General features: G+C 67.0%; 24 protein-coding genes. 21 read left to right on the forward strand and 3 right to left on the reverse strand.

Annotated elements, in window-relative coordinates:
* Window positions 1-13: 13 nt before the first annotated feature.
* Window positions 14-1,159 (reverse strand): hypothetical protein, encoded by a 1,146-nt coding sequence (locus tag A4H34_RS06860; protein ID WP_156510284.1) that lies wholly within the window; start codon window positions 1,157-1,159, stop codon window positions 14-16.
* Window positions 1,160-1,295: 136 nt separating this feature from the next.
* Window positions 1,296-2,162, reverse strand: a complete 867-nt coding sequence (locus tag A4H34_RS06865) for a DUF3097 family protein (RefSeq protein WP_064231479.1) — start codon at window positions 2,160-2,162, stop codon at window positions 1,296-1,298.
* A gap of 116 nt (window positions 2,163-2,278) precedes the next feature.
* Between A4H34_RS06865 and hrcA the strand changes: the two genes are divergently transcribed.
* The 14 genes from hrcA to A4H34_RS06935 all read left to right on the forward strand — a co-directional run bounded on the left by hrcA (window position 2,279) and on the right by A4H34_RS06935 (window position 17,594).
* Window positions 2,279-3,295: a heat-inducible transcriptional repressor HrcA gene (hrcA, locus tag A4H34_RS06870; RefSeq protein WP_064231725.1), complete on the forward strand. Its 1,017-nt coding sequence runs from the start codon at window positions 2,279-2,281 to the stop codon at window positions 3,293-3,295.
* Between the two features lie 14 nt (window positions 3,296-3,309).
* The gene (dnaJ, locus tag A4H34_RS06875) at window positions 3,310-4,425 is read left to right on the forward strand and encodes a molecular chaperone DnaJ (RefSeq protein ID WP_064231480.1); all 1,116 of its coding nucleotides are present in this window, start codon (window positions 3,310-3,312) and stop codon (window positions 4,423-4,425) included.
* Window positions 4,422-5,285 carry a 16S rRNA (uracil(1498)-N(3))-methyltransferase gene (locus A4H34_RS06880; protein ID WP_082903100.1) on the forward strand — a complete coding sequence of 288 codons (864 nt, stop codon included), beginning with the start codon at window positions 4,422-4,424 and terminating at the stop codon, window positions 5,283-5,285. The genes dnaJ and A4H34_RS06880 overlap by 4 nt, the downstream gene beginning before the upstream one ends.
* 27 nt (window positions 5,286-5,312) lie before the next feature.
* Window positions 5,313-6,443: a PhoH family protein gene (locus A4H34_RS06885; protein WP_064231481.1), complete on the forward strand. Its 1,131-nt coding sequence runs from the start codon at window positions 5,313-5,315 to the stop codon at window positions 6,441-6,443.
* The gene (ybeY, locus tag A4H34_RS06890) at window positions 6,440-6,934 is read left to right on the forward strand and encodes an rRNA maturation RNase YbeY (RefSeq protein ID WP_009198835.1); all 495 of its coding nucleotides are present in this window, start codon (window positions 6,440-6,442) and stop codon (window positions 6,932-6,934) included. Before A4H34_RS06885 ends, ybeY begins: the two co-directional genes overlap by 4 nt.
* A complete protein-coding gene (locus A4H34_RS06895; RefSeq protein ID WP_009198834.1) occupies window positions 6,931-8,178 on the forward strand; it encodes a hemolysin family protein in 1,248 nt (415 codons plus the stop codon). Before ybeY ends, A4H34_RS06895 begins: the two co-directional genes overlap by 4 nt.
* Window positions 8,171-9,061, forward strand: a complete 891-nt coding sequence (gene era / locus A4H34_RS06900) for a GTPase Era (protein WP_064231482.1) — start codon at window positions 8,171-8,173, stop codon at window positions 9,059-9,061. Before A4H34_RS06895 ends, era begins: the two co-directional genes overlap by 8 nt.
* Entirely contained in the window at window positions 9,062-10,609 is a 1,548-nt protein-coding gene (locus A4H34_RS06905; protein WP_064231483.1) for an alpha/beta hydrolase family protein, read from the forward strand. It begins immediately after the preceding gene.
* 51 nt (window positions 10,610-10,660) lie between these two features.
* Complete coding sequence (locus tag A4H34_RS06910) at window positions 10,661-11,434, forward strand: PP2C family protein-serine/threonine phosphatase (protein ID WP_009198831.1); 774 nt, start codon at window positions 10,661-10,663, stop codon at window positions 11,432-11,434.
* A complete protein-coding gene (locus tag A4H34_RS06915; RefSeq protein WP_009198830.1) occupies window positions 11,431-12,135 on the forward strand; it encodes an FHA domain-containing protein in 705 nt (234 codons plus the stop codon). The genes A4H34_RS06910 and A4H34_RS06915 overlap by 4 nt, the downstream gene beginning before the upstream one ends.
* A gap of 3 nt (window positions 12,136-12,138) precedes the next feature.
* Window positions 12,139-13,878: a serine/threonine-protein kinase gene (locus tag A4H34_RS06920; RefSeq protein ID WP_064231484.1), complete on the forward strand. Its 1,740-nt coding sequence runs from the start codon at window positions 12,139-12,141 to the stop codon at window positions 13,876-13,878.
* A gap of 228 nt (window positions 13,879-14,106) precedes the next feature.
* Window positions 14,107-15,876: a 2-isopropylmalate synthase gene (gene leuA / locus A4H34_RS06925; protein ID WP_064231485.1), complete on the forward strand. Its 1,770-nt coding sequence runs from the start codon at window positions 14,107-14,109 to the stop codon at window positions 15,874-15,876.
* A 175-nt stretch (window positions 15,877-16,051) separates the two neighbouring features.
* Window positions 16,052-16,783: a DNA repair protein RecO gene (gene recO, locus A4H34_RS06930; RefSeq protein ID WP_064231486.1), complete on the forward strand. Its 732-nt coding sequence runs from the start codon at window positions 16,052-16,054 to the stop codon at window positions 16,781-16,783.
* Between the two features lie 13 nt (window positions 16,784-16,796).
* Window positions 16,797-17,594 (forward strand): isoprenyl transferase, encoded by a 798-nt coding sequence (locus A4H34_RS06935; protein WP_064231487.1) that lies wholly within the window; start codon window positions 16,797-16,799, stop codon window positions 17,592-17,594.
* A gap of 118 nt (window positions 17,595-17,712) precedes the next feature.
* Here A4H34_RS06935 and A4H34_RS06940 read toward each other — a convergent pair whose 3' ends face one another.
* Window positions 17,713-18,333, reverse strand: a complete 621-nt coding sequence (locus A4H34_RS06940; protein ID WP_064231488.1) for a pyroglutamyl-peptidase I family protein — start codon at window positions 18,331-18,333, stop codon at window positions 17,713-17,715.
* Between the two features lie 143 nt (window positions 18,334-18,476).
* On the opposite strand from A4H34_RS06940, the gene A4H34_RS06945 reads away from it, so the two are divergent.
* The 7 genes from A4H34_RS06945 to A4H34_RS06975 all read left to right on the forward strand — a co-directional run bounded on the left by A4H34_RS06945 (window position 18,477) and on the right by A4H34_RS06975 (window position 23,313).
* Window positions 18,477-19,127: a hypothetical protein gene (locus A4H34_RS06945; protein WP_156510285.1), complete on the forward strand. Its 651-nt coding sequence runs from the start codon at window positions 18,477-18,479 to the stop codon at window positions 19,125-19,127.
* 14 nt (window positions 19,128-19,141) lie between these two features.
* The gene (locus A4H34_RS06950; protein WP_064231490.1) at window positions 19,142-20,041 is read left to right on the forward strand and encodes a HisA/HisF-related TIM barrel protein; all 900 of its coding nucleotides are present in this window, start codon (window positions 19,142-19,144) and stop codon (window positions 20,039-20,041) included.
* Window positions 20,038-20,883, forward strand: coding sequence for an SseB family protein (locus A4H34_RS06955; protein ID WP_064231491.1), 846 nt, complete (start codon window positions 20,038-20,040; stop codon window positions 20,881-20,883). Before A4H34_RS06950 ends, A4H34_RS06955 begins: the two co-directional genes overlap by 4 nt.
* 251 nt (window positions 20,884-21,134) lie before the next feature.
* Window positions 21,135-21,749, forward strand: a complete 615-nt coding sequence (gene infC, locus A4H34_RS06960; protein ID WP_009198820.1) for a translation initiation factor IF-3 — start codon at window positions 21,135-21,137, stop codon at window positions 21,747-21,749.
* Window positions 21,750-21,809: 60 nt separating this feature from the next.
* Window positions 21,810-22,004 carry a 50S ribosomal protein L35 gene (rpmI, locus tag A4H34_RS06965; RefSeq protein ID WP_009198819.1) on the forward strand — a complete coding sequence of 65 codons (195 nt, stop codon included), beginning with the start codon at window positions 21,810-21,812 and terminating at the stop codon, window positions 22,002-22,004.
* Between the two features lie 18 nt (window positions 22,005-22,022).
* Complete coding sequence (gene rplT, locus A4H34_RS06970; RefSeq protein ID WP_009198818.1) at window positions 22,023-22,406, forward strand: 50S ribosomal protein L20; 384 nt, start codon at window positions 22,023-22,025, stop codon at window positions 22,404-22,406.
* Between the two features lie 61 nt (window positions 22,407-22,467).
* Window positions 22,468-23,313 (forward strand): TrmH family RNA methyltransferase, encoded by an 846-nt coding sequence (locus A4H34_RS06975; RefSeq protein ID WP_064231492.1) that lies wholly within the window; start codon window positions 22,468-22,470, stop codon window positions 23,311-23,313.
* Window positions 23,314-23,335: the final 22 nt, after the last annotated feature.

The raw sequence follows: 23,335 nt of genomic DNA on the forward strand, positions 1-23,335 counted from the left end.
AGAAGGCCGCTTCCTAAACCGACACCCCGCGGGAGGCCAGCTCCTTTCGCTTGGCGAGGTACCTCCGGCGTCGACGGAAGACCTCTCCCACCTCGTCTTCGACCCCCTCGAGGAAAATCTCCCGCCCCTCCGAGGAGCTCATCGTCGCCACGGCGAAGTTGACGGTGGCGACGAGGGCCAAGAGCAAGGCGATGTAGAGGCCGGAATCAGTGAGGAGATACGTCTCGCCGTCGTAGACGAAGGCGTCGATCGTTTCAGGGCGGAGATCCCATGTCTTGTACATTTCGCTGCTTATCGTGAGAACTGAGACCGTGGCGAAGAGGGCGGCCGAAACTACGAAAATGAGGGCGAGCTGGAGCAGCTGCCGCACGATGAAGAGGATCGTGAGATTCGAACGCTGAAGCCGGGTGAGCCGTTCGTCTTCTTCCAGAAGGGCCTTCTGCAGCGAAGCGATGAACCGCGGAGCGCCCACGAGGACCGTCAAAATCGCGATCGCGCCGAGCAGCTGGAGGAGCAGCTCGATCCGGCGGTAGCTCGAAAACGTGACGAACTGCCAGAACTCCTGGGTGAAGAAGATGAGGAAGCAGAAGAGGAAAATCGCCGCCGTCTGCCGGAAGACGATGACCAGCTGGTCCCACAGGTCGGACAGAATCTTCAACAGGGCCCAGGCCAGCGTCTGGGCGAGGCCCCATCCGATGACGCCGACGACGAAGGCGCAGACGCAGACGTTGAAGGCGACGTGCCGAAGCGCCGGGTAGACTCCCACGGCGGAGTTGATTCGCATGAGCGAGGGCACGACGACGAACACCGCCGCGCTCCACCAGCCGACCCTTGCCGGAGCGGAGAAAAGCGAACGGCCCCCGCGGCGGTTGCCGCCGATCCATACCGCGAGCACGGCGGCCACCGACGCCACCAGCACGATCGCCGCCAGCCCCGGCTTCCACGACGTCGCAAGAGAGCGTGTCACCTGGATCGCGAAAAGGATGCCGAGCCAGGGCCAGGCGCGCGTCAGAACGTCTTCGGTGGCGGAATAGTCTTCGATGAGAGTGGGAAGCCCGCGGCGGCGGAAGTATCGCTCGTCGGCGAGGAGCGAGGCCTCTGCTTGCCCCAAAGGCTCTGGATCCCGGGCTGAACGGGGGTCGTCTGGAGGCGTTGTCACGTCACCATTGTGCCAGGACCCTGCTTGCAAGGGCCGCCGGATTTGCGGGCGGCGATGGCCTGGCCTGCAAGGGCCGCCGGTTTGCGGGCGGCGGCGATGGCATGGCCTGCGAGGACCGCCGGGTTGCGCCGCCGAGTCACTCCGCCGAGCCCTCGGTCACGAAGTCGATGAGCTCTTCTATGCGCCCGAGCAGGCTCGGCTCCAAGTCCTTGTACGTCGTCACCTTCTCCAGTATCCGCGCCCAGCCAAGGCCGACGTCTTCGGCGTCGGCGTGCGGCCATCCCAAACGCTTGAGCGTGCCGACCTTGATGTCCTCCCCGCGGGGAACCTCCGGCCACTCGCGCAGCCCCAGAACCGACGGACGCACCGCCTGCCACACGTCAACGTACGGGTGGCCGAGGATGAGGACGCCGGGAACCGCGGAAAAGCGCTCGGCGATCCGCTGCTCCTTCGAGCCTCGCACGAGGTGGTCGACGAGCACCCCGGCCCTCCTCGTCGGCGACGGGGAGAATTCCGCCAGGCGCTCTTCGAGCCGGTCGACTCCCCGAAGCTCCTCGACGACGACGCCTTCGAGGGCGAGGTCCGCGCCCCAGATTTTGGCGACCAGCTCGGCGTCGTGCTTGCCCTCGACCCAGATGCGCGACTCGCGGGCCGTGCGCGCCCTGGCGCTGACGTGGAAGGAGCCCGAGGCGGTGCGGGCTCTGCCCGCCGGAGCCTTCGCCTGCGGCCGGACGAGCTCCACGGGGCGCCCGTCGATCCAGAATCCGCGGCCCAGCGGGAAAGACCGGCGCACGCCCTTGCGCCCTTCGAGCTCGACCTGCCATTGGCCTGCGACCTTGCCCACGCGCACGATTTCGCCGACGAAGCCCGTGTCGACGTCCTCGACGACGAGCCCGCGGCGCGCCTCGACCGGCCGCGACTCCGGGTTGTGCGCGAAGTCCCCGCGCCGGTGGGGATTGGAACTGAGAACGTCGTTGCCGTAGCGGTCGAATGAAGAGCTCATCGCTCAAGGTTATGCCGGCAAACGCCCTCAGCGTAGAATTGGCACTCTCGCGAGTCGAGTGCTATATGCTGTCAAGTGGCCCAGTGAAGGCAGAAGCCGACGGAGAGGAGGCGAGCATGGGCAGCAGCGAACGCCGCGCGAAGGTCCTCGAGGCCATCGTGCGCGATTACGTGTCCACACGCGAGCCCGTCGGCTCGCGCAGCATCGTCGAACGCTACGACCTCGGCGTCTCGCCGGCGACGATACGCAACGACATGGCGGCCTTGGAGGAGGCCGGCCTCATCCATCGGCCCCACACGTCGGCCGGACGTGTGCCGACCGACCAGGGATACCGCCAGTTCGTCGATTCGCTCCAGTCCATCAAGCCTTTGTCGCCCTCCGAACGCCGGGCGATGCGGAAGCTGCTCGATGGCGCCGTCGATCTCGACGACGTCGTCGAGCGCGCCGTGCGCGCGTTGGCCCAAGTCACCCGGCAGGTCGCCGTCGTCCAATACCCCTCGCTCCAACGGGTGTCGCTGCGCCACGTCGAGGTCGTCGCCGTCGGCGTCCGATACGTCATTCTCCTCATCGTGACGGATGCTGGCAGGGTGGAGCAGCGAAGCCTCAGGATGGAAGCCGAGGTTGATGCGGACGACCTCGCCGATCTAGGCAGGCGTTTCAACGCCCAGTTGGCGGGCCTGCGCCTGGCCGACATCGCTCCGTCCCTGGAGGCGCTCCTGGCCGAGTCGCCGGAACGGCTGCGGCCCGTCGCCGAAGCCGTGGGCCGCGCCATCCTCGACGCCTTGCGCGCGGACGGCGAGGAGCGCATAGTCATGGCGGGCGCCGCCAACCTCTCGCGGCATTCCTTCGACTTCGCCAATTCGATCTCGCCGGTTCTGGATCTGCTTGAAGAGCAGGTCGTCCTTCTGCGCCTCCTCGCCGCCATGCAGGACGGCGTCTCGGTGTCGATCGGAGAGGAGAACCGATACGAGGAGCTGGCGGAAGCGTCCGTCGTCTCCTCGACTTACGACGTCGCCGACCAATCGGTGGCGCGCGTGGGGGTCGTGGGCCCGACGCGCATGGACTACCCCGGAACGATGTCCGCCGTGTACGCCATCTCCCGGTACCTGTCCGACATCCTCAGCAACCGCTAAAGAAGTAAGAAAAATTGGCTGATTACTATCAAATTCTCGGTGTTTCCCGCTCCGCCTCGCAGGAGGAGATCAAGAAGGCCTACCGCAAGCGTGCGCGCAGGCTTCACCCAGACGTCGCAGGCCCCGAAAAAGTCGACGAGTTCAAGGCGGTCAACGAGGCCTACGACGTCCTTTCCGACGCCGAGTCGAGGAGAATGTACGACCTCGGCGGCACGGACGCCCTGCGCGGCGGCGGCTCGGCCGGGGGCTTCGGCGGCTTCGCCGACATTTTCGAGACCTTCTTCGGCGGAATGGCCGGCGCCGCCCGCGGCCCGGCCTCCAGGGGAAGGCGCGGCCAAGATTCCCTTGTGACCGTGACGCTGTCCCTGCGCGACGTCGTCTTCGGCGTCGAACGAGACATCACGCACACCCTCGCCGTCGAATGCGAAACCTGCCACGGGACGGCGGCCGCGCCCGGAACCGAGCCCGTCACCTGCTCGGAGTGCGACGGCGCCGGCACGGTGCAAAGGGTCGCGAACTCCATCCTCGGCCAAATGGTCACGCAAATGGCGTGTCCGACCTGCCACGGCTTCGGCACCGTCATCCTCACGCCGTGCGCGGACTGCTCTGGCCAGGGCCGCGTTCGCGGAACGAGCACCGTCCACGTCCAGATTCCGGCGGGCGTCGAGGACGGCATGCGGATTCGCGTCGCCGGGAAAGGCGAGGCGGGCGTCGAAGGCGGCGGGCCCGGGGACCTGTTCGTCGAGGTGCGTGTGAGCAGGGACAAGGTCTTCCACCGCGACGGCGACGACCTGGTGTGCGAGCTCGAGATCCCCATGACCGCGAGCGCGCTGGGCTGCTCGATTGAGATCGAGACATTCGACGGCCCGGTGACGGTGGACGTGCCCGAGGGGACCGACGCCGGCCACACGATCAAGCTTTCGGGGCTGGGCGTCGGCCGGCTTCAGAGGGAGGGGCGCGGCGACCTCAGGGTGGTCCTCAATGTCAAGACCCCCGCGAAGCTCGACGACGCACAGCGCAGCCTCCTCGAAAAGCTCGCGCGCATGCGGGGAGAGGAGATGCCCGCGGCTCGCCTCGTCCAGCAGCAGGGCGGATTCTTCTCCAAGCTCCGGGACAAGCTTCGCTCATGACCCGTCCGGTCTACCTCGCGCCCGGCGTCGGCGTGCGCTCGGACTCGACTCCAGGCTGCGGGGGGCGGCTGCTGCCCGGACGCGGCGGCCCGACCTCCGACTCCGCCGATCCGGCAGACTCCCGTAGTCAGCCGCCCGGCGACGGCCGCCCGCTGCCTTGCCGGCCCGGCGATCGGTTTGTCCTGGCGGGACCGGAAGGCCACCACGCTGCGACGGTCAAAAGGGCAAGCCCGGGGGAGGAGATCGACGTCGTCGACGGGCGCGGCGGCAGGGCCCGGTGCGCCGTCGTCGGCGTGTCGAAGGGGGAAGTCGAACTGGAGGTGCTCGGATTCGAGCGCGAGCCGGAGCCGTCGCCCCGCATCACGCTCCTCCAAGCCTTGGCCAAGGGCTCGCGTGACGACCAGGCGGTGGAAACGGCCACCGAGTACGGGGTCTGGCGCATCGTCCCGTGGGCGAGCGCGCGGGCCGTGGCAAATTGGAAAGGCAAAGAGGAAAAGGCCCGGCGGCGCTGGGAATCGATCGTTTTGGCGGCTTCCAAGCAATCGCGGCGGTCGTGGATTCCCGAGGTCCTGGACGTGTGCACGACGCCGCAGGCGCTTCGGCTAGCCTCGGCCGAAGGCGCCGATCTCCTCGTGTGCCACGAGGAAGCCGACATGCCTATCGCGAGGGCGGGGTTGCAGGGCTCGAAGAACCTGTGGATCGTCGTCGGCCCGGAGGGCGGCCTGACGCAAGAAGAGATCGAGTCCTTCGAGCGGATCGGAGGGCGTACGGTGCTTTTGAGCCCCAACGTCCTGCGCTCGTCCAGCGCCGGCCCGTTCGCCGTCGCGGCCCTCTCGGGCATGCGCGGCTCGGCCGGCTAGAATCGGAACCCGGCTAGAATCGGAGGCATGGCTACGTCGACGCGAACGATCTCCGTTCCCGCGCACATCTCGATGATCAATCTTCTGGGATACCGGGACGAAGTGCTGCGCGCGCTCGAAACCGGGCTCGCGCCCGTGACGCTTCACGTCCTCGACCACCAGATCACGTTGGCGGGCGAGGAATCGCGCTTGGATTTCGCCGAGGCGCTCATCGGCGAGTTGGTGGACGTGGTCCAGTCGGGCCAGCATCTGACCCTTGACGCGGTCCAACGGGCGATCGCCATTTCGCGCGACGGCGTCATGCGCCCCTCCGACATGCTCACCCACGACATCCTGTCGGCGCACGGCAAGACCATCCGCCCCAAAACCCTCGGCCAGAAGGCCTACGTGGACGCCATCGACGAAAACACCGTGACCTTCGGGATCGGGCCGGCCGGAACCGGAAAGACGTATCTCGCGATGGCCAAGGCCGTGGACGCGCTCAACAAGCGGCGGGTCTCGAAGATCATCCTCACGCGCCCGGCCGTCGAGGCCGGCGAGTCGCTGGGCTTCCTGCCGGGGTCGCTTACAGACAAGATCGACCCGTACCTGCGCCCCCTGTACGACGCGATGTACGGGATGCTCGAGCCCGAGTCGATCCCCAAGCTCATGGCCGCCGGAACGGTGGAAGTGGCGCCGCTGGCCTACATGCGCGGCAGGACTCTCGACGACGCGTTCGTCATCCTCGACGAGGCCCAGAACACGACGCCCGAGCAGATGAAAATGTTCCTCACCCGCCTCGGCTTCGGCTCGACCATGGTTGTCACCGGCGACGTCACCCAGATCGACCTTCCCGGGAAAACAGAGTCGGGCCTTCGCCTCGTCAGGCGCATTCTTCGCGACATTCCGGGCATACGCTTTTGCGAGCTCAGCTCCGCCGACGTCGTCCGCCACAGGCTCGTCAGCGAGATCATCGACGCCTACGCCCGGTGGGACGAGGCCCGCGCGAGCGATCGCGAGGAGCTTGGCGCGGGACGCGGGGAGGGACCCGACGCGGATCGCCGCGAAAGGGGCGGCGGCCTGCACGAGGCGCGTTGGGGCTCTCGCGGCGGGGACGGCGAAGGGCTTCGCAACGACGGGCGCCTGCGCGGAAGGCGCCTCGAAAGGGGAAGTAGATGAGCATCGACGTCAACGACGAATCGGGTTTCGCTCCGGGAATCGACCTCAAGGAGGTTTCGGACCTGGCCAGGTTCGTCCTGGACCGCATGCGCGTGCACCCTGCCGCGGAACTCAACGTCCTCTTCGAAGACGAGGAGTCCATGGCCAGGCTCCACGTCGAATGGATGGACCTCGACGGGCCCACGGACGTCCTCTCGTTTCCAATGGACGAGCTTCGGCCCGCGCCGATAGGGGAGGAGCCCCGCGAAGGCGTGCTGGGGGACATCGTCGTGTGCCCGCAGGTCGCCGCCAGGCAGGCCTACACGGCCGGGCATGCGGTTGCCGAGGAGGTCCTCCTCCTCGTAACCCACGGGATCCTCCACCTTCTGGGGTACGACCACGCCGAGGAAGACGAGCGACGCGAAATGTTCGACCTCCAGCGGCAACTGCTGCTCACCTTCCTGGCCGGCAGACGAGCCGACCCCGTCGCGCCCGAACCGACCGAAATATGAACGGCTCCAACGTGCCTCTCGCGGCGCTCGCCGCGCTCGCATTCGTGTGCTACGGCATCGGCGCCCTCTTTTCCGCCGGCCTGACAGCGCTGGGCCGGATCACCCGGGCCGAGGCTGCGGACGCGCCGAAGGCCTCGAAGAGAATGCTGTCGATCGTCTCCAGACGGCAGGCGGCCATTGCCGGGCTCATCTCGCTGCGCATCTTCTTCACCTCGCTCGCGGCCGTCCTCGCCGTGCTCGCGCTTGCCTCGGTGCTCGACGAGTGGTGGGAGGCCGTCGGCGGATACCTCGCCCTGACGGCCGCCGCCTCCCTGATGCTGAGAATCGTCTCTCCCGCGTCGATAGGCGCGAGGCGGCCCGTCGAAACGCTCGCGCTCATCTCCCTTCCGGCCGCCCTGGCAACCTCGGTCGCCTCCTCGGTGGTGCGCGAGGGGGAGGACGACGACGAAGAGTTCGAGCAGCTGCACGAGGACCAGCTGGCCGTCATGGTCGAAAGGGTCTCGGACTCGACGGTCCTCGACGAGTCCGACCGCGAGCTTCTCCAATCCGTGTTCGACTTCAATCACACCCTCGTGCGCGAGGTGATGGTCCCCCGCACGGACATGGTCTCCATCGGCATTGACGCGCCGCTGGACAAGGCGATGTCCCTGTTCACGCGCTCCGGTTTCTCGCGGGTTCCCGTAGTCGGCGAGTCCGCGGACGATCTGCACGGAGTCGTCTACCTCAAGGACGTCTTGCGCCGCTGGCTGCGCGGGAACACGGAGTCCCTCACCGTGGCCGACCTCATGCGTGAGCCCGTTTTCGTCCCCGAGACGAAAGTGGTCGATGACCTCATGCGCGAAATGCAGGCCAACCAGGTGCACATAGCGCTCGTCGTCGACGAGTACGGCGGAATAGCGGGCCTCGTGACGATCGAAGACCTTGTCGAGGAGCTTGTCGGCGAAATCTCCGACGAGCACGACCGAAGCGCCCCCGAGGTCGACGTCGTCGAAGAGGGCGTGTACAGGGTTCCCGCACGCCTGCCGATCGCCGACCTCGGCGAGCTTTTCGGCGTTAAACTCGACGACGACGACGTCGACACGGTGGGAGGCCTCTTCGCCAAGCTCATCGGCAGGGTTCCCATCGCGGGCAGCCGAGCGTCGATCGGCGGCATCAGCCTGACGGCCGACCGATTCCAGGGCCGCAGGAGAAGGCTGTGGACCGTCCTCGCCCGTCGAGAAGACGAAGGAGAATCAGATGAGTGACTGGCCCGAGGGCTTCAGAGCGGGGTTCGTGTGCGTCGTCGGACGGCCGAACACGGGAAAGTCGACGCTGACCAACGCGCTCGTCGGCCAAAAGGTCGCAATAACCTCGGACCGCCCCGAAACCACTCGGCGGGTTGTCAGGGCCGTCGTCAATCGCGAGAGCGGCCAGCTCATCCTCGTCGACACGCCAGGCCTGCACCGCCCCCGCACGCTGCTGGGCGAAAGGCTCAACGACATGGTCCGCGACTCCCTGAGCGACGTCGACGCCATCGTCATGTGCCTTCCGGCCGACGAGGCGACGGGCCCCGGCGACCGCTTCCTCCTGGGCCTCGTCTCGAAACTTGTCTCGAAAAAGGCCTCGATCGTCGCGGCAGTGACGAAATCCGACCTCGTCGATCGCGCTGCCCTGGCGAGGCGGCTCCAGGACGTCTCAGAGCTGGCCGATTTCGCCGAGGTCGTCCCCGTCAGCGCGGCAAAGGGGGACCAGGTCGAGCTTTTGGCCTCGCTGCTCATCGAGAGGATGCCCGAAAGCCCGCCCCTCTACCCTCGCGACGCCGTGACCGACGAAAGCGAGGAGACGCTCATAACCGAGCTCGTGCGCGAGGCGGCTCTGAGGGATTTGCGCGACGAGCTCCCGCATTCCCTGGCCGTGACGATCGACGAGATCGTCGGCGACCGCATCCACGTCAGCCTCCACGTCGAACGCGATTCCCAGAAAGGCATCGTCATCGGCCGAGGCGGGGCCCAGCTCAAACGCATCAGGGTGCGCGCCCGCAAAGCGATCGAGCGGCTCCTGGACAAGAAGGTCAGCCTAGACCTCCACGTGAAGGTGACGAAAGACTGGCAGCGCGACCCCAAGAAAATGGGGCGGTTGGGCTTTTAGATGGCCGTCCGGAGGAGAGCCGCGGACGAAGCCTCGACGTCGGACGCCGGGGCGCGCGAGGCGCGAGCGCTGCCAGCGCGCCATCCGAGGCTCCTCGCGTGGCTTCTCGTCGTCTTCCTTCTCGGGATGTGGGGAAACTGGGCCGGCCCGCGATGGAATCCCGAGCCGATGCGCTCCGTCGTCGTCCCGGAGACGTCGGACACCGCCGTCGTCGGCAAGGCCCCTTCGCCCCCTGTCGGCACGTATCGGATCGAAAAACGGCAGGTGCAGGTGCGTTTGAGGGACGGAACGTCGATTCCCGCGCAGCTGACGACTCCCGTGGGCGTGCGCGGCCTCGTTCCGGGAATCGTCTTCGTCCATGGCACGGGGACGAAGGCGACGAACGATTTCGACGAATCGACGGATCTCATCTCCTCGGCCGGCATAGCCACCCTCGTGCCGATGAAACGGACGGCGAACTATTCGACGACGCACCGCGACTACCTCGGGCTGGCCGACGACTACGAGGACGCGTTTTCCCACCTGCTCGGCGTCCCGGGCGTCGATCCCAAAAGGTCCGGGCTGTACACGGTTTCGGAAGGATGCTTCATCGGGCCCATCATCGCGGCGCGCAACGCCTCGGTCTCCTTCGTCGTCCTCGTGTCGGCTCCGGTTCTGCCCATACGCGTGCAAGGGGCGCTGGCGGCGGACGCCTACCTGCGGCGGCTCGGTGCGCCGAGCCAGATGAGAGAGGTCGTCTCCAAGCTCGTCGGCCAACAATTCGGCGAGGATTTCCGATACATCGACTTCGACGTGTCGCAGTACCAAAGGAAGATGACGATGCCCGTCCTCATGGTCTACGGGACGGACGACATGTCGATGCCCACGGTCCAAGGTCCGGTCATCATGCGTTCGGACCTCGAAAAGGCGGGCAACAATTCTCTGACGATCCGCTACTACAAGGGAGGGCACGGGCTGAAAGTCGACGGCGTCGCGCAGGCGGCCCCCATGAGGGACGTCTCCGACTGGGTCAACGGCCTTCCCTCGACGGCCTCGGCCGAGCCTAGGATCGCCGGTGAAAAACCCCTCCAGGCCTACAAGGGAAAGACGATGGCCGCGGCGCCCAAATTCGCCTCCGGAAAACAGCTGATGCTCACACTGGGGGTCGGAGCGCTTGCGCTGATCGTTTCGTCCCTGCTTTTGGCCGTCGGGCGCATGCGGGCGCGCGGCAGGAGGCTCATCGACACGCGCGGAATGGGGCCCTGCGTCGTGGCCTCTTCGGCCGGAATCATCGTAGCCTGGTGCGTCCTTGTGCTGTACCTTGTCGCCCTTGCCTATTATGCTGTGTCTTACCAGCGGAATCTCATCGTCGTTCAAGGCGGGTGGATCGCTTGCCAGGGAGCGGCGCTCCTTTCGGCGTGGCTTTTCGTCAGAGTCCCGTTCTGCTGGCATGAAAAGAAGCCTAAGATGCGTGCGGGCGCAACGGCCGTCGTCGGTGCGGCGCTCGGGGGGCAGACCGTTCTGCTCCTCATGCTCGCTTACTGGGGACCGTTCCCCTCCTTGAGGTGAATCGTACCCATTCTCAGGGTTGGCTTGAAAAACTGTCGTAAGGTTAGTCGCATGCAGATAACAGTGGCTGGAGTGACCGATCCCGGAAGGATCCGGTTCAGGAACGAGGATCGGTACCTGCTCCACCCACCCATCCTCGCCGTCGCCGACGGAATGGGAGGCCACCTCGTCGGTGACAAGGCGGCTCAGACGGTCATAGACTCCCTGGCGGCGGTCCCGTGGGACGGCGTCGAAGGCGCCGACGCAGCCGCGAGGCTGCAAAGGTGCGTGGACGAGTCCAGGGCCAAGATCGTCACCGTGATCAAGGAAGGGAAGATCGAGGAGACCGCGACCCGCGTGGGCGCCCAGCCCGGAGCGGGCACCACCGTCGCGGGCGCCGTCTACATAGAGGGTGAGGCGAAGTGGCTCGTTTTCCACATCGGCGATTCGCGCGTCTACCTGTGGCGCGAGGGGCGGCTTCGGCGGCTGACCCGCGACCACTCGCTTGTCCAAGAGCTCATTGACGAGGGCGAGCTGACGGAGGAGGAGGCCCGGGTCCATCCCCGCAAGGCGGTCATCACCCGTGCGGTGGGCAGCTACGGCGAATCCACCCTCGATACCTCTTACGTGGACGCCCGCGAGGGAGATACGATCATCGTCTGCTCCGACGGGCTTTCCGACGAATTGGACGATTCGGACGTCTCTTCGGTTATTGTGGATGTCGAGGATGGCGAGGATGAAGTCAGCCTCGACGCTGTCGCATTCGCGTTGCGCGATGTAGCGTTGACTCGCGGCGGGCGCGACAACGTCACCGTGGCATTGATGAAGATTGGGGTTTCCGAATGAGCCTATCCCTTGAATTCTGCGGCGAGTGGTTCCACATCGATCCGGGCGAGCCCTTCCTCGTGGGCCGCGAAGGCCCGCTCGAACTCGACGACAATCAGTACCTCCATCGCCGGTTCCTCGTCATTTCTCACGTCGACGGAATGTGGTGGATTGAGAACATCGGCGCGCGCCTGTCCGCCACTCTGGCCGACGCGGAAGGCGTGACCCAGGCATACCTGCAGCCGGGCGCCCGGCTGCCGCTCGTCTACGCGGACACGACGCTGCTGTTCACCGCGGGGCGGACCACCTACGAGATGCGGCTCGTCAACAACCAGCCGGCCTACGTCCCCTCCGCGGTGTCCGAGACGAGCGAATCCGGGGCGACGACGATCGGCCCGATCGAACTGACGAACTCCCAGCTGCTCCTTGTGCTTGCCCTGTCGGAGCCCGTGTTGACGGGCAGGGGGACGACCTCCTCCATTCCGTCGTCCCAGAGCGCCGCCGACCGCCTCGGCTGGCCGATCACCCGTTTCAACCGCAAACTCGACCACGTCTGCGACCGGCTCACCCGCTACGGCGTGCGGGGCCTGCACGGCGGCCCTGAGAAGCTGGCCGTCAACCGAAGGGCGCGCCTCGTCGAACACGCCGTCGCCACGCGGCTGGTTACCCCCGACATGCTTTACCGACTGGAAGACCCAGCGGCCTACGACGACGCCAACTAGGCCATGGACACCGGCAACGCTCTAGACAACACGCAGGTCTGGGCTCAACACGTGGTCCGCTGGGGAACGGCGACCTCCGGCGACGCAGTCGCCTCGGGCGACGGGCTCATCGCTCAAATGCCGGTTTTCATAGTGACCGACCCGCACTCCGACGTGCTGCTGGCACGCGAGATTTCGTGGATGATCGTCGACGCCTTCTCAGCGTTGCGGGCGGCACACCCCGACGGCCCCCTCGTGCGGCACGTCCACGACCTGTGGCGCGACATCACCAGAGGCATCGCGCGCAGGGTCGCCGAGGCGACGATCCTCAAGAACGGGGGAGGGATCGGCGACGTCGACGACGTCAGACTCGCCGGACTCATCGCCACCCGCATCGAGGACCGCCCGACGTGGATCGCCGTCTCCTCCGGAGGAATGGGAATCGTCACAGTCGACGAGAAGGGTGCGGCCGAGCCGCTGCCGCAGTTCGACGACGTAGGATACGACCTCCCGGGCGACCTGTGGACGATTCCGATGGAGGCCGGGCAGCGCTTCGTCGTCGCGACCGAGCGCGTTCGCGCGAAGCTCACGGGCAATCAGGCGCTCGTCGCCCTCGGGCAGCTCAAGCGCGCCGAGCGGGCCGCGTCCACCGTGCTCTCTCAGTCGGTTGCCGGAGCGGGAACCGCGGCGGACCAGGCCATACTCGTCATCGACGTCCTCACTCCCGAAGACGAGGCGGCCCTCGCCTCGCCGCCGACCCTCGAAGGGGAGGCCGAGCCTGAAAGCGACCTGCCGGCCAGCCAGCTGAGCGGTTCGTGGGGCCTGGAGGCGCTTGGCATCGACCACAGCGTGCGCCCGCGCGCCCCCCGCCGCTCGCACACGGCCCCTCCCGTGCTCGACGACTTCCATTTCGTCTCCTACCTCGGCTCCGGGGGATTTTCCGACGTCTACCTGTACGAGGAGCAGCTGCCCAAGCGGCTCGTGGCGATCAAGGTCCTTTCCCGCACGGCGCTGGGCGAGGGGGACTCCTCGCAATTTCGGGACGAGGTCGACCTCATGGCCCAGCTGTCCGGGCATCCTTCCGTCGTCGAAATACACGACGCCAATGTGGCCGAATCGGGCCAACCCTACGTGGTCATGCAGTATTGCCCGATGCCGTCCCTCGCCGAGCGCCTCGCGAACGGACCGCTGCCGATCGAGGACGCGCTGAAGATGGGCGTCCAGGTGGCCTCGGCGGTGCACACGGCGCATGTCATGGGAATCGTGCACCACGACCTCAAACCCGCGAACGTGCTGTACTCCCAGTTCGGGCGCCCGCTTTTGGGCGACTTCGGGATCGCCACCCTCGTGGGCGCCACGAACCAGGACGTCATGGGCGCCTCGCTTCCCTGGGCAGCCCCGGAGGTGCTTCTCAACCAACAGGCCGACGCCAGAGCCGACGTGTACTCCCTCGCGGCGACCGTCTACACGGCGCTCAGCGGGCACGCCCCGTTCGCGACCGACGACGCCCTCACAAGGCGCGAGTACATCACGCACATGTTCGCCACCCAACTCGCTCCGCTCGGCCTAGGCGAGGGGCAGCCGCAGCAGGCCGACGCGCCCGACAACGCCGACGCCTTCGAGCGCTTGGACGAGGTGCTCATGGCGGCGATGGAGCGCGAGGTCGGCAAGCGCACCGCCACCGCCGTCGAGTTCGGCCGGCAGCTCCAGGAGATTCAGGCGGCCCTCGGGCACCAGCCCACGGATCTGGAAGTCCCCGAGTAGCGGATTCGAAGCTTGCCGAACAACGGATTCGAAGGTTCGTGGCATTTTTCTCATCCGCGCCAAAATCGGCGTTTTCTTCGCCTCCGCCCGTCTGTGCGGCTATGATTGGCGACGTGCTGGCGGCATTCTTCCTTATCTGCCGCGGCGAGGCGGGCTAGGCCGGCTCCTCGTCGCGGGTCTCGTCGCGCCGGTCGCCTCAACTCGCGCACTGTCAGCAGGAGAAAAGCAATGAAAACCCAGGGCCGTTCCAGCCGCCAAAATCCATCCGGCATGCCGATCGCCAAGTATCGGCATTTCCTCGACGTCAATCCCGTCTCACTTCCCGACAGGACGTGGCCGGACAATCGCATCCTGAAAGCGCCTCGGTGGCTCTCGACCGACCTTCGCGACGGAAACCAGGCCCTCATCGAGCCGATGGACCCCGCCCGCAAGAAGCTCATGTTCGAACTGCTCATCGAGCTCGGGCTGAAAGAGATCGAGATCGGCTTTCCCGCCGCCAGCGCGGCAGACCTCGAGTTTTGCCGCAGCCTGGTCGAAGAGGGCCTCGTGCCGGAGGACGTGACGATCTCCGTTCTCACCCAGTCGCGGCAGGAGATCATCCACAAGACCGTCGACGCCCTGGAGGGCCTGCCGCGGGCTGTCGTCCACCTTTACAACGCAACCTCGCCCGTCTTCCGCCGCGTCGTCTTCCACAACGACAAGGAGGCAACGAAGCAGCTGGCGGTGACCGGCACGCAGGAGCTCGTCGCCTACATGGAGAAGACGCTGGGCGACGACGTCGTTGCAGGATTCGAGTACTCGCCCGAAATCTTCGTCGACACCGAGCTGGACTTCGCCCTCGAAGTGTGCGAAGCGGTCATGGACGTGTGGCAGCCCGGGCCGGACCGCGAGATCGTCATCAACCTGCCGACGACGGTCGAAAGGTGCACGCCCAACGTGTACGCCGACCAGATCGAGTACATGAGCAGAAACCTTTCGCGGCGCGAGCACGTGGTGCTTTCGGCGCACAACCACAACGACCGGGGCACGGGCATCGCCACGGCCGAGCTGGCCATGCTGGCCGGCGTCGACCGCGTCGAAGGCTGCCTCTTCGGCCAGGGCGAGCGCACCGGCAACGTCGACCTCGTCACCCTCGCGCTCAACCTCTTCAGCCAGGGAATCGACCCCGAGCTCAACCTCTCCGACATCGACCGGGTGCGCCGCGTCGTCGAGCACTGCACGCAGATGGACGTCCCGCCGCGCACGCCCTACGGCGGCGACCTCGTCTACACATCCTTCTCGGGCTCCCATCAGGACGCCATCAAGAAGGGCTTCGCCGACCGCGCCCGCAAGGTCGCCGAGAACGGCGGCGACGAGAACGCGGTCATATGGGACGTTCCCTACCTTCCTCTCGATCCGAAAGACGTGGGCCGCACCTACGAGGCCGTGGTCCGCGTGAATTCGCAGTCGGGCAAGGGCGGGGTGTCCTATCTGCTGTCGAGCACCCGCCAACTGGACCTTCCCCGACGCATGCAGATCGAGCTGTCCGGCATCGTCCAGCGGCACGCCGACAAGTTCGGCGGCGAGATCACCGCCGAACAGCTGTGGAGGATCTTCGCGGACGAATACCTTCCGCACACCGAAGCCGACGGCCTCTCGCCGTGGGGGAAGTACCGGCTGGCTTCGGCCACGGTCAGCGCCGGCGACGGATCGTCGACGGCCCTCGAGGCGAGGGTCGTCGAACGCATCGAGGGCAAGCGGGACAAGCGCCACCTCATCGAGGCCTCGGGCAACGGCCCCATCGACGCCTTCGTTGCCGCGCTCTCGACGATCGGCGTAGACGTGCACGTCCTCGACTACGCCGAGCACGCCCTCGCCTCGGGGCGGGACGCGACGGCGGCGGCCTACGTCGAGTGCGACGTCGCCGGCCAAACGCTGTGGGGCTGCGGAATCGATCCGTCGACGATGCGGGCGAGCTTCAATGCGATCATCTCGGCCGTCAACCGAGCCGCGCGCTGAAGGCCGCTCCGCTCCGCGGCGAAGGTTTTTCGCTTGCGGAGGCAGGGCTTGATCCGCCTCGCGTCGATGGGCGATCCCTCCGTCGAAGGCCGGGCCTGATTCGTTCGACGCGGAAAGCGGCCGCGCTCTCCGCGATGCGCGGGCAGGCCGGGTTCGAACATGCGATAATTTGCGGGTGAAGCTTTATCGCGACGAAGCCATCGTGCTGCGCACCCACGACCTGGGCGAAGCCGACCGGATCATCACCTTCTTCTCGCGACGGCACGGAAAGATGCGCGGGGTGGCCAAGGGCGTCCGACGCACGAAATCGAGGTTCGGAGCGCGGCTGGAGCCGTTTTCCATGGTCGACCTCCAGCTCTATGAAGGGCGCACGCTCGACGTCGTCACGGAGGCCGCCACCCTCAACCCCTACGGCCGCTCGATCGGAAGGGACTATGACGCCTACACGTGCGCCTGTGTGATCGCCGAGGTCGCGGACAAGCTCGCCGCGATCGAAGAGGAGCCCGACCAGGCCCACTATCTGCTGCTTCACGGCGCGATCCACGCGCTCGCCACCGGCGCGCACCGGCCCGCCCTCGTCGTCGATTCGTACATCCTGCGGGCGATGGCGCTGCACGGGTGGGGGCTGTCCCTCTACGAATGCGCGGTGTGCGGAAGGGGCGAGGGCCTGGCGGCCTTCCATCTGCAGTCGGGCGGAGTCGTCTGCTCCGACTGCGCCCCGCGCGCCGCAGCGTACCCGGCGCCCGAGACGATCGAACTGCTCGGCTCGCTGGTTTCGGGCCGCTGGGACGTCGCGGACGCCGCCGCCGAACACGACCGGCGGGCGGCCTCGGCCATCATCGCGGCCTACCTTCAGTGGCACGTCGAGCGCAAGGTGCGTTCCTTGCGGATCGCAGAGTCGGCATGATCGGGGGAACGGCATGACACGCCGAACAGGAGAGCCGAAAGAGCCGATCCTTCCTCCGCCCCACCCGTCGGGCGCCCGCCCGCCCGAGCTGGCCAAGCCGCCCGGGCACGTCGCCGTCGTCATGGACGGCAACGGCAGGTGGGCCAACGCCCGCGGACTTCCCCGCATCGAGGGGCACCGCGTGGGCGAGGCCACCCTCATGGACGTCGTTGCCGGGGCCCTCGAAATCGGCGTGAAAGAGTTGTCCGCCTACGCCTTCTCAACTGAGAACTGGAAGCGGAGCCCGGCGGAGGTCCGCTTTATCATGGGCTTCTCGCGCCAGGTCCTGCGAGCCCAGCGCGATGACCTCAACGCCTGGGGCGTGCGCGTGCGCTGGGTCGGGCGCACTCCCAAGCTCTGGGCGTCCGTCCTGAGGGAGTTGCGCGCTGCCGAGGAGCTGACGCGCAACAACACGAAGCTCACCCTCAACATGTGCATCAACTACGGCGGGCGGGCCGAAATCGCCGACGCCGTGCGCTCGATCGCACGCGAGGCCGCCGAGGGGCGCCTCAAACCCGGGGCCGTCAACGAAAAGACGATCCAGCGCCACCTCTATGCGCCTGCGATGCCCGACGTCGACCTGTTCATCCGCACGAGCGGGGAGCTGCGGACGTCAAACTTCCTCATGTGGGAGTCGGCGTACGCCGAGCTGTACTTCTCGGACCTCGCATGGCCGGACTTCGACAGGCGGGAGCTGTGGAAAGCCTGCGAGGCCTACGCCGAAAGGGACAGGCGCTTCGGCGGCGCGCAGGACAGGGTCCCTCGCGCCTAAACGACGCCCGCTTCTCGACCGGCGGAACCGCGGCCGCACCCCCGCTCGGCGGCTCGGCTGCCTCGAAATTTCCCAGTCGACTGTGAACGGGACTGTCGGGAAATTGGGGCGGGGACTGTCAGGAGGTTGTCGACGAGCGCCCCGCCCGGGCCTTCTGACCCGCCGCAGCGAGCTCGGATTCCGCTTCCACCCATTCATAGAGGGCCGCTGCCAGTGCGTGCACGTCGACGTCGGCTGGCACGTGCAAGAATCCGGCTTTGCCGCCGTATGCGCCGGCAGACTGCACGGCTGTGTAAAGCGCCGTGTTGCAGACGTAGGTGCCGGCGTGCCAAGAAATTTCGGTTCTCAGACCCCGCTGTGCCAGAAAATCACTCAGTCTGGCTGTGTCGATCGTGGCGAACAGGCCGTCGGCTCCCGCGGCGTCCACTTTGCCGCCGGAAAGCGTGAGACCGTCGTTGTCGGCGCCGGCCTGCTCGTTTACAGCGATGCGCTCCACAAGCAGGCTGCGCGCTTTGGCGAAAAGGCCGGTGCAAAGCACAACGCGGGGGTGAAACTTCGCCGCCAGAAGCTGTATCTGGGCGCGGGCTCGAGTGAAAGAGACAGGAAGAAGCTGCGTTCGCAGCTGCCCGCAATTTTGTTGGGAGGGTGCATAATCAGTCGAGAGAATTTCTACAAGCTTCTGCGTGGGATTGGCCGCATTGTCGCCGAAGGGTTCGAATCCGGTGATCAGAACTTCCATATGCTCCAAAATACACCGATTGGAAAGGCCGCCCGGTCGTTTCGGGGAGCGCAACCTCAATCATCTAAGATTGGGCAAGGCCGTCTAAGATCGGCTACGGCGTCGCGCGCCCAAACGGGCGAGCGGCCGGACAAGGGGGCTCTATGAGTACGATGATCAAGCGTTACGCGGTGTTGACGCCCTTCGACCTCCCCGAGGTGGTCGCCGGAATTCTTGCGCTCAACCACATCGACGCCGCCGTTGTGATGACGGGGAGCGGGGCGGTGGTCGTACGCGAACTCGCCGCGCCGCAATACGACGAATGGGACATCCGCAACATCGTCGGTCCGGACGAGTTCGAAGAGGAAGACCCGGAGGCCGACCCCTCCGACAGCGCGCCGACGGTCGCCGCCTCGCTTTCGAAGCTTTCGCGCTTCGGCGTCGTGCTGCTCGACGTCGACCTCGGCACCGACGTCGGAATCGAGGCTGGCGTTTCGGGAACCGTGCGGGCTCGCCGGTTCCTCTCCGGCGAGGCGGGAGAGGAAATCTCCGCCGGGGCGCTGCTCAACGTCCTCGATCCGCTGGTGGAAAAGCTCATCCTCGGTCAAGAAAAGCCGGAGGACCACGACGCGATCCTCTCAAGCGAAGTGACGACCGCCATGATCACGAAGATGGCGCGGGCAAGGAACAGCCGCGGCGAAGGCAAGGGGACTAGCGGGCCGCTCACGGACGAGGATCCGGAAGGCAAAGGCTCCGACGGCGATTCCCCGGACGGAGGCAAGCCTTCCGGCGGATCCGAGCGGCGCGAGCGGTAGGCCGGCGGAACCCTATGACTTTGCCGCTTCAGCTGCTGCCGGCCGTCGACGTGGCCGACGGCCGATCGGTGCGATTGACTCGCGGGGAGGCTTCGTCCGCGTGCTCCTTCGGCGACCCGATGCGGGCCGTCGCCGACTTCGTCGAGGCCGGCGCCGCGTGGATTCACCTCGCCGACATCGACGCGGCCTTCGGGCGCGGCTCGAATCGAGCGCTTCTGACAGAGATCGTGAGGGAGGCCCAGACGCGGCACGGGGTGCGCGTCGAATGGTCCGGGGGAGTGCGCGACGAAGAGAGCCTGCTTGCGGCGGTCGCCAGCGGCGCCGCGCGGGTGAACCTGGCGACGGGCGCCCTCGCCGACCTCGAATGGGCGGCAAGCGCGATCGAGCGTTTCGGCTCTCAGGTGGCCGCGTGTCTGGACGTGCGCGGCGACGTTCTCGCGGCGCGGGGCGAATCCGCCGAAGTCGGCAGGCTGTGGGACGTCCTCCCCGCGCTCGAAGAGGCGGGATGCGCCCGGTACGTCGTCACCGACGTGGCGCGCGACGGCGCGATGAACGGGCCCAACACGGAGCTGCTCCGCGAGGTCGCCGCCGCCGCAAGCGCCCCCGTCGTAGCTTCGGGCGGAGTCTCGAGCCTTCAGGACATCCGCAGCCTGCGCGGGCTCGCCGCCGTCGGCGTCGATTCGGCGATCGTCGGCAAGGCGCTCTATGAGGGGGCGTTCACGCTGGCACAGGCCATCGAGGCGGCCGGGGAGCAGAACGCCGGGCCGGCCGGCTGCAACAGCGCCGGGCTGGCCGGAGACGAGGGCGCCAAGTCAGCTGCGGACCGGGAGGGAAGGCGGAGCCGCGAGCGAGGCGGGCAGAGCGCAAAAGGGGCCGCGGTCGCCGAAGCCCCCGGAGGAGGGAAGAACCCGTGACGGACCGACGCGCGCATGCCGACGCCGGAGTTGCCCCGCGCGAGAGCGCCGCAAGCTTGCAGGCGGGCGCCGCGAGGCCCGGGCGCATCGACGCCCGAAAGCTGGAGCGGCTGTTGCGTCCCAATCCTTTTCCCGGGGACATGGGCGAGATGAGCCCCGACATGGCCGCTGCCCAGGCGAATCCGGACCCGGGGGAGTCGCTCAAAGGAATTGTCGCGGCACTCGCCTCGGGTCGGGTCTTGGTTCCGGCCCTTCCGCACGAGCATCCGGGAAGGACCGACGGCGGAGGCGTCGCGGACCACGAATCCGAACCCGATCCCACCGCAGACGCGGCGGCTGAGGCCGCGACCCTCTCGGTCCGAATCCCCGGAGGCCGCTTCGCTACGCCGGTCTTCTCCTGCGCCGAAAGGCTTTCCGCATGTTACCCGGGGGCCCGCCCCATTCCCGTGCTGGGCGCGAACGCCGCGGCGCGGGCGTTGACGTTCTCCGGCGTCCTCGCCCTCGACCCGCGAGACCAGAGCGGGCGAGGCTGCATCGCTCTGGGCCGAAGCGCGGTCGCCGCCGTCGCCGCCGGGGAAGAATGGGCGGCGCCGTGGGACAGCCCCCGGGTCCTCGAGGGTTTCGAGAAAGCGCTGAGCGAAGGAGGCCACGCCGCCCGAGTGAGTCTCGCGCCGATGCGCAGCGGCATTATCAGGCTGTACGTCGCGATCGACGCAGCATCGGAGGCCGATGCATACCGCGCGGTCGCAGCGGTGGTCGCAGCCGCGGAGGGCGACAAGTACCTGCGAGCCCACCTTGACGTCGTCGAGGTCGTTCCCGTGAGCGCAAACTCACACGCGTGAGGGGCGCGAAACCTCGAGGCTTTCTCGCGGCGCGGCCCGCCGTTCTGTTATAGTTTCAGGCGACCGACCGGCACAAGCCGGAACGCAAGTGGAGACACTCCCACCTGATGCCTTCGAATCTCGCGATCGGAAGGAATCGGGTCAGATCGGGCCCAGACCCTTTCCTTCGGGCAGTTCTCCGTGCGCGTGCACGTCGAGGAAATGAAGGAATAGCCATCAACAACGAACCACGAGTTAATGAGCGCATCCATGTGGACAGGGTTCGCCTTGTCGGCCCGGGAGGCGAGCAGGTCGGCGTCGTCCGCGTAGAAGACGCGCTGCGCCTGGCTCAGGAGGCGGGACTCGACCTCGTCGAGGTCGCGCCGAACTCGAACCCGCCCGTCGCCAAGCTCATGGACTACGGGAAGTTTAAGTATGAGTCGGCCCAGAAAGTCCGCGAAGCGCGCCGGAACCAGTCGAACACAGTCATCAAGTCCATTCGCATTGGTCTGAAGATCGACGAAAACGATTACAGAACCAAGAAGTCTCAAGCGGAACGCTTCCTCACCGGCGGGGACAAGGTGAAGTTCGACCTTCGGTTCAAAGGCCGCGAGCAGTCCCGCCCCGAAATGGGCGTCCGCCTGCTGCGAGGCTTGGCCGAGGAGCTGGCCGAGCTTTCGACAATTGAAGCGGCGCCGCGCGCCGAAGGGCGCAACATGTCCATGGTGCTGGCGCCGCTGAGAAAGAAGTCCGAAGCCAAATCCGATCAGCGGCGACGCCGCGAGGCCGAACGCGAGTCACGCAAGGCACGCGAAGCCGAGCGCGCAGCGCGTTCGAACGGGTCGGAGGCGCGGGAGGACGTCGGGTCCGACGAGACCGTCGACTGACACGCGCCAATGTAAGAAACGCCGCGCGCCCTGCGCGGCCAAACCAAGGGGCAAAGAAGAATGCCGAAGAACAAGACGCACTCCGGTGCGAAGAAGCGCTTCCGGGTGACAGGGAGCGGCAAGCTCATGCGCGAGCAGGCCAACAAGCGCCACCTGTTGGAGCACAAGTCCAGCCGTCGCACCCGCCGCCTGGCTATGGATCAGCCGGTCGACGCCGCGAACCTCAAGTCCGTCAAGCGCCTGCTGGGCCGCTGAAGCTAGAAGGAGAAAGCCATGGCACGCGTCAAGCGCGCAGTCAACGCCGCCAAGAAGCGCCGCACCACACTCGAGCGCGCCTCGGGTTATCGCGGGCAGCGCTCCCGCCTCTATCGGAAGGCGAAGGAGCAGGTCACACACTCATTCGTATACAACTACCGTGACCGCAAGGCCCGCAAGCGCGAATTCCGCAAGCTGTGGATCGCCAGGATCAACGCCGCCGCCCGCGCCGAAGGGCTGACGTACAACCGTTTCATCCAGGGTCTGACCCTCGCGGGAATCGAGGTCGACCGTCGGCAGCTCGCCGAAATGGCGGTCAACGACCCCAAGGCGTTTGCGGCCGTCGTCGCCGCGGCCAAGAAGGCCCTTCCGGAGGACGTCAACGCTCCGAAGCAGGCCTGATCAAGGCTCGGCTGAAAGGCCCCGGTTGTTGTCCGGGGCCTTTTCCCGTGAAAGGGTGACTATGAAACTTCGGACCAAAGAGGCCACGCGCAGCCAGCTGCAGCGCGCGCAGAGGCTTCACCGCCGAGAACAGCGTTCACGGCACGGCCAGACCCTCGTCCAAGGGCCGCAGGCCGTGCGCGAGCTCCTCGCCTGCGCCTCCGGCCTGGCACGCGACCTCTACGTCACCGAGGAGGCGATCGAACGGCACGGCGACGTCGCCGAACTCGCCTCCGCGGCCGGAGTGTGGACTCACGTGCTCGCCGCACAGGACATGCGCGACCTCTCGGCGGACGCCCAGGGCGTGGTCGCAGTCATTTCTACGCCGGAGGCGCCCGGTCTGAATTCGCTTCTCGGCGAGGCGTCGCTGGTTGTGGCGACCCTCGACATCGCCGACCCCGGAAATCTGGGAACCATTATTCGAACGGCGGACGCCGCCGGGGCCGACGCCGTCGCCGTCGGCAAGGCGAGCGCAGAACTCTATTCGCCCAAGGTTATGAGATCGGCGGCTGGAAGCCATTTCCACGTGCCGTGCGTCGCGGGAGTCGAGGCCTCGGAGCTCGCCGCGCGGGCGCGGGAGGCCGGCCTGCAGGTCCTCACGGCCGAGGGAACGGGGGAGTGGGAGCTTCCGGTGCTCATCCGGGAGGCGGCCGAGGCGAGGATACTGGGCGCCGCGCCGAGCGGGCCCGATCTCAGGCGCAGGACGCTCTGGTTCGTCGGCAACGAGGCCCGCGGATTTGCCGGATGCGATTTCGACGTCGACGCTCGAGTGGCGGTTCCCCTTTACGGGAAGGCCGAATCCCTCAACGTCTCCACCGCCTTGGCCGTGTGCGCGTATGCAAGCGCCATGGCCCAAAGGGCGGATTGAACCGGGGCAATCGACGACGAGC

Origin of the sequence: Peptidiphaga gingivicola (assembly GCF_001652275.1) — a bacterium.
In the GTDB taxonomy this organism is placed as follows: domain Bacteria; phylum Actinomycetota; class Actinomycetes; order Actinomycetales; family Actinomycetaceae; genus Peptidiphaga; species Peptidiphaga gingivicola.

Coding starts and splice junctions, on each gene's coding strand:
- A4H34_RS06915 (WP_009198830.1), top strand. CDS start 11,431: ATGAGCCTATCCCTTGAATTCTGCGGCGAGTGGTTCCACATCGATCCG.
- A4H34_RS06865 (WP_064231479.1), bottom strand. CDS start 2,162: ATGAGCTCTTCATTCGACCGCTACGGCAACGACGTTCTCAGTTCCAAT.
- rplT (WP_009198818.1), top strand. CDS start 22,023: ATGGCACGCGTCAAGCGCGCAGTCAACGCCGCCAAGAAGCGCCGCACC.
- A4H34_RS06920 (WP_064231484.1), top strand. CDS start 12,139: ATGGACACCGGCAACGCTCTAGACAACACGCAGGTCTGGGCTCAACAC.
- A4H34_RS06905 (WP_064231483.1), top strand. CDS start 9,062: ATGGCCGTCCGGAGGAGAGCCGCGGACGAAGCCTCGACGTCGGACGCC.
- A4H34_RS06885 (WP_064231481.1), top strand. CDS start 5,313: ATGGCTACGTCGACGCGAACGATCTCCGTTCCCGCGCACATCTCGATG.
- ybeY (WP_009198835.1), top strand. CDS start 6,440: ATGAGCATCGACGTCAACGACGAATCGGGTTTCGCTCCGGGAATCGAC.
- leuA (WP_064231485.1), top strand. CDS start 14,107: ATGAAAACCCAGGGCCGTTCCAGCCGCCAAAATCCATCCGGCATGCCG.
- A4H34_RS06935 (WP_064231487.1), top strand. CDS start 16,797: ATGACACGCCGAACAGGAGAGCCGAAAGAGCCGATCCTTCCTCCGCCC.
- A4H34_RS06910 (WP_009198831.1), top strand. CDS start 10,661: ATGCAGATAACAGTGGCTGGAGTGACCGATCCCGGAAGGATCCGGTTC.
- era (WP_064231482.1), top strand. CDS start 8,171: ATGAGTGACTGGCCCGAGGGCTTCAGAGCGGGGTTCGTGTGCGTCGTC.
- hrcA (WP_064231725.1), top strand. CDS start 2,279: ATGGGCAGCAGCGAACGCCGCGCGAAGGTCCTCGAGGCCATCGTGCGC.
- A4H34_RS06895 (WP_009198834.1), top strand. CDS start 6,931: ATGAACGGCTCCAACGTGCCTCTCGCGGCGCTCGCCGCGCTCGCATTC.
- rpmI (WP_009198819.1), top strand. CDS start 21,810: ATGCCGAAGAACAAGACGCACTCCGGTGCGAAGAAGCGCTTCCGGGTG.
- A4H34_RS06880 (WP_082903100.1), top strand. CDS start 4,422: ATGACCCGTCCGGTCTACCTCGCGCCCGGCGTCGGCGTGCGCTCGGAC.
- A4H34_RS06940 (WP_064231488.1), bottom strand. CDS start 18,333: ATGGAAGTTCTGATCACCGGATTCGAACCCTTCGGCGACAATGCGGCC.
- A4H34_RS06975 (WP_064231492.1), top strand. CDS start 22,468: ATGAAACTTCGGACCAAAGAGGCCACGCGCAGCCAGCTGCAGCGCGCG.
- A4H34_RS06945 (WP_156510285.1), top strand. CDS start 18,477: ATGAGTACGATGATCAAGCGTTACGCGGTGTTGACGCCCTTCGACCTC.
- A4H34_RS06950 (WP_064231490.1), top strand. CDS start 19,142: ATGACTTTGCCGCTTCAGCTGCTGCCGGCCGTCGACGTGGCCGACGGC.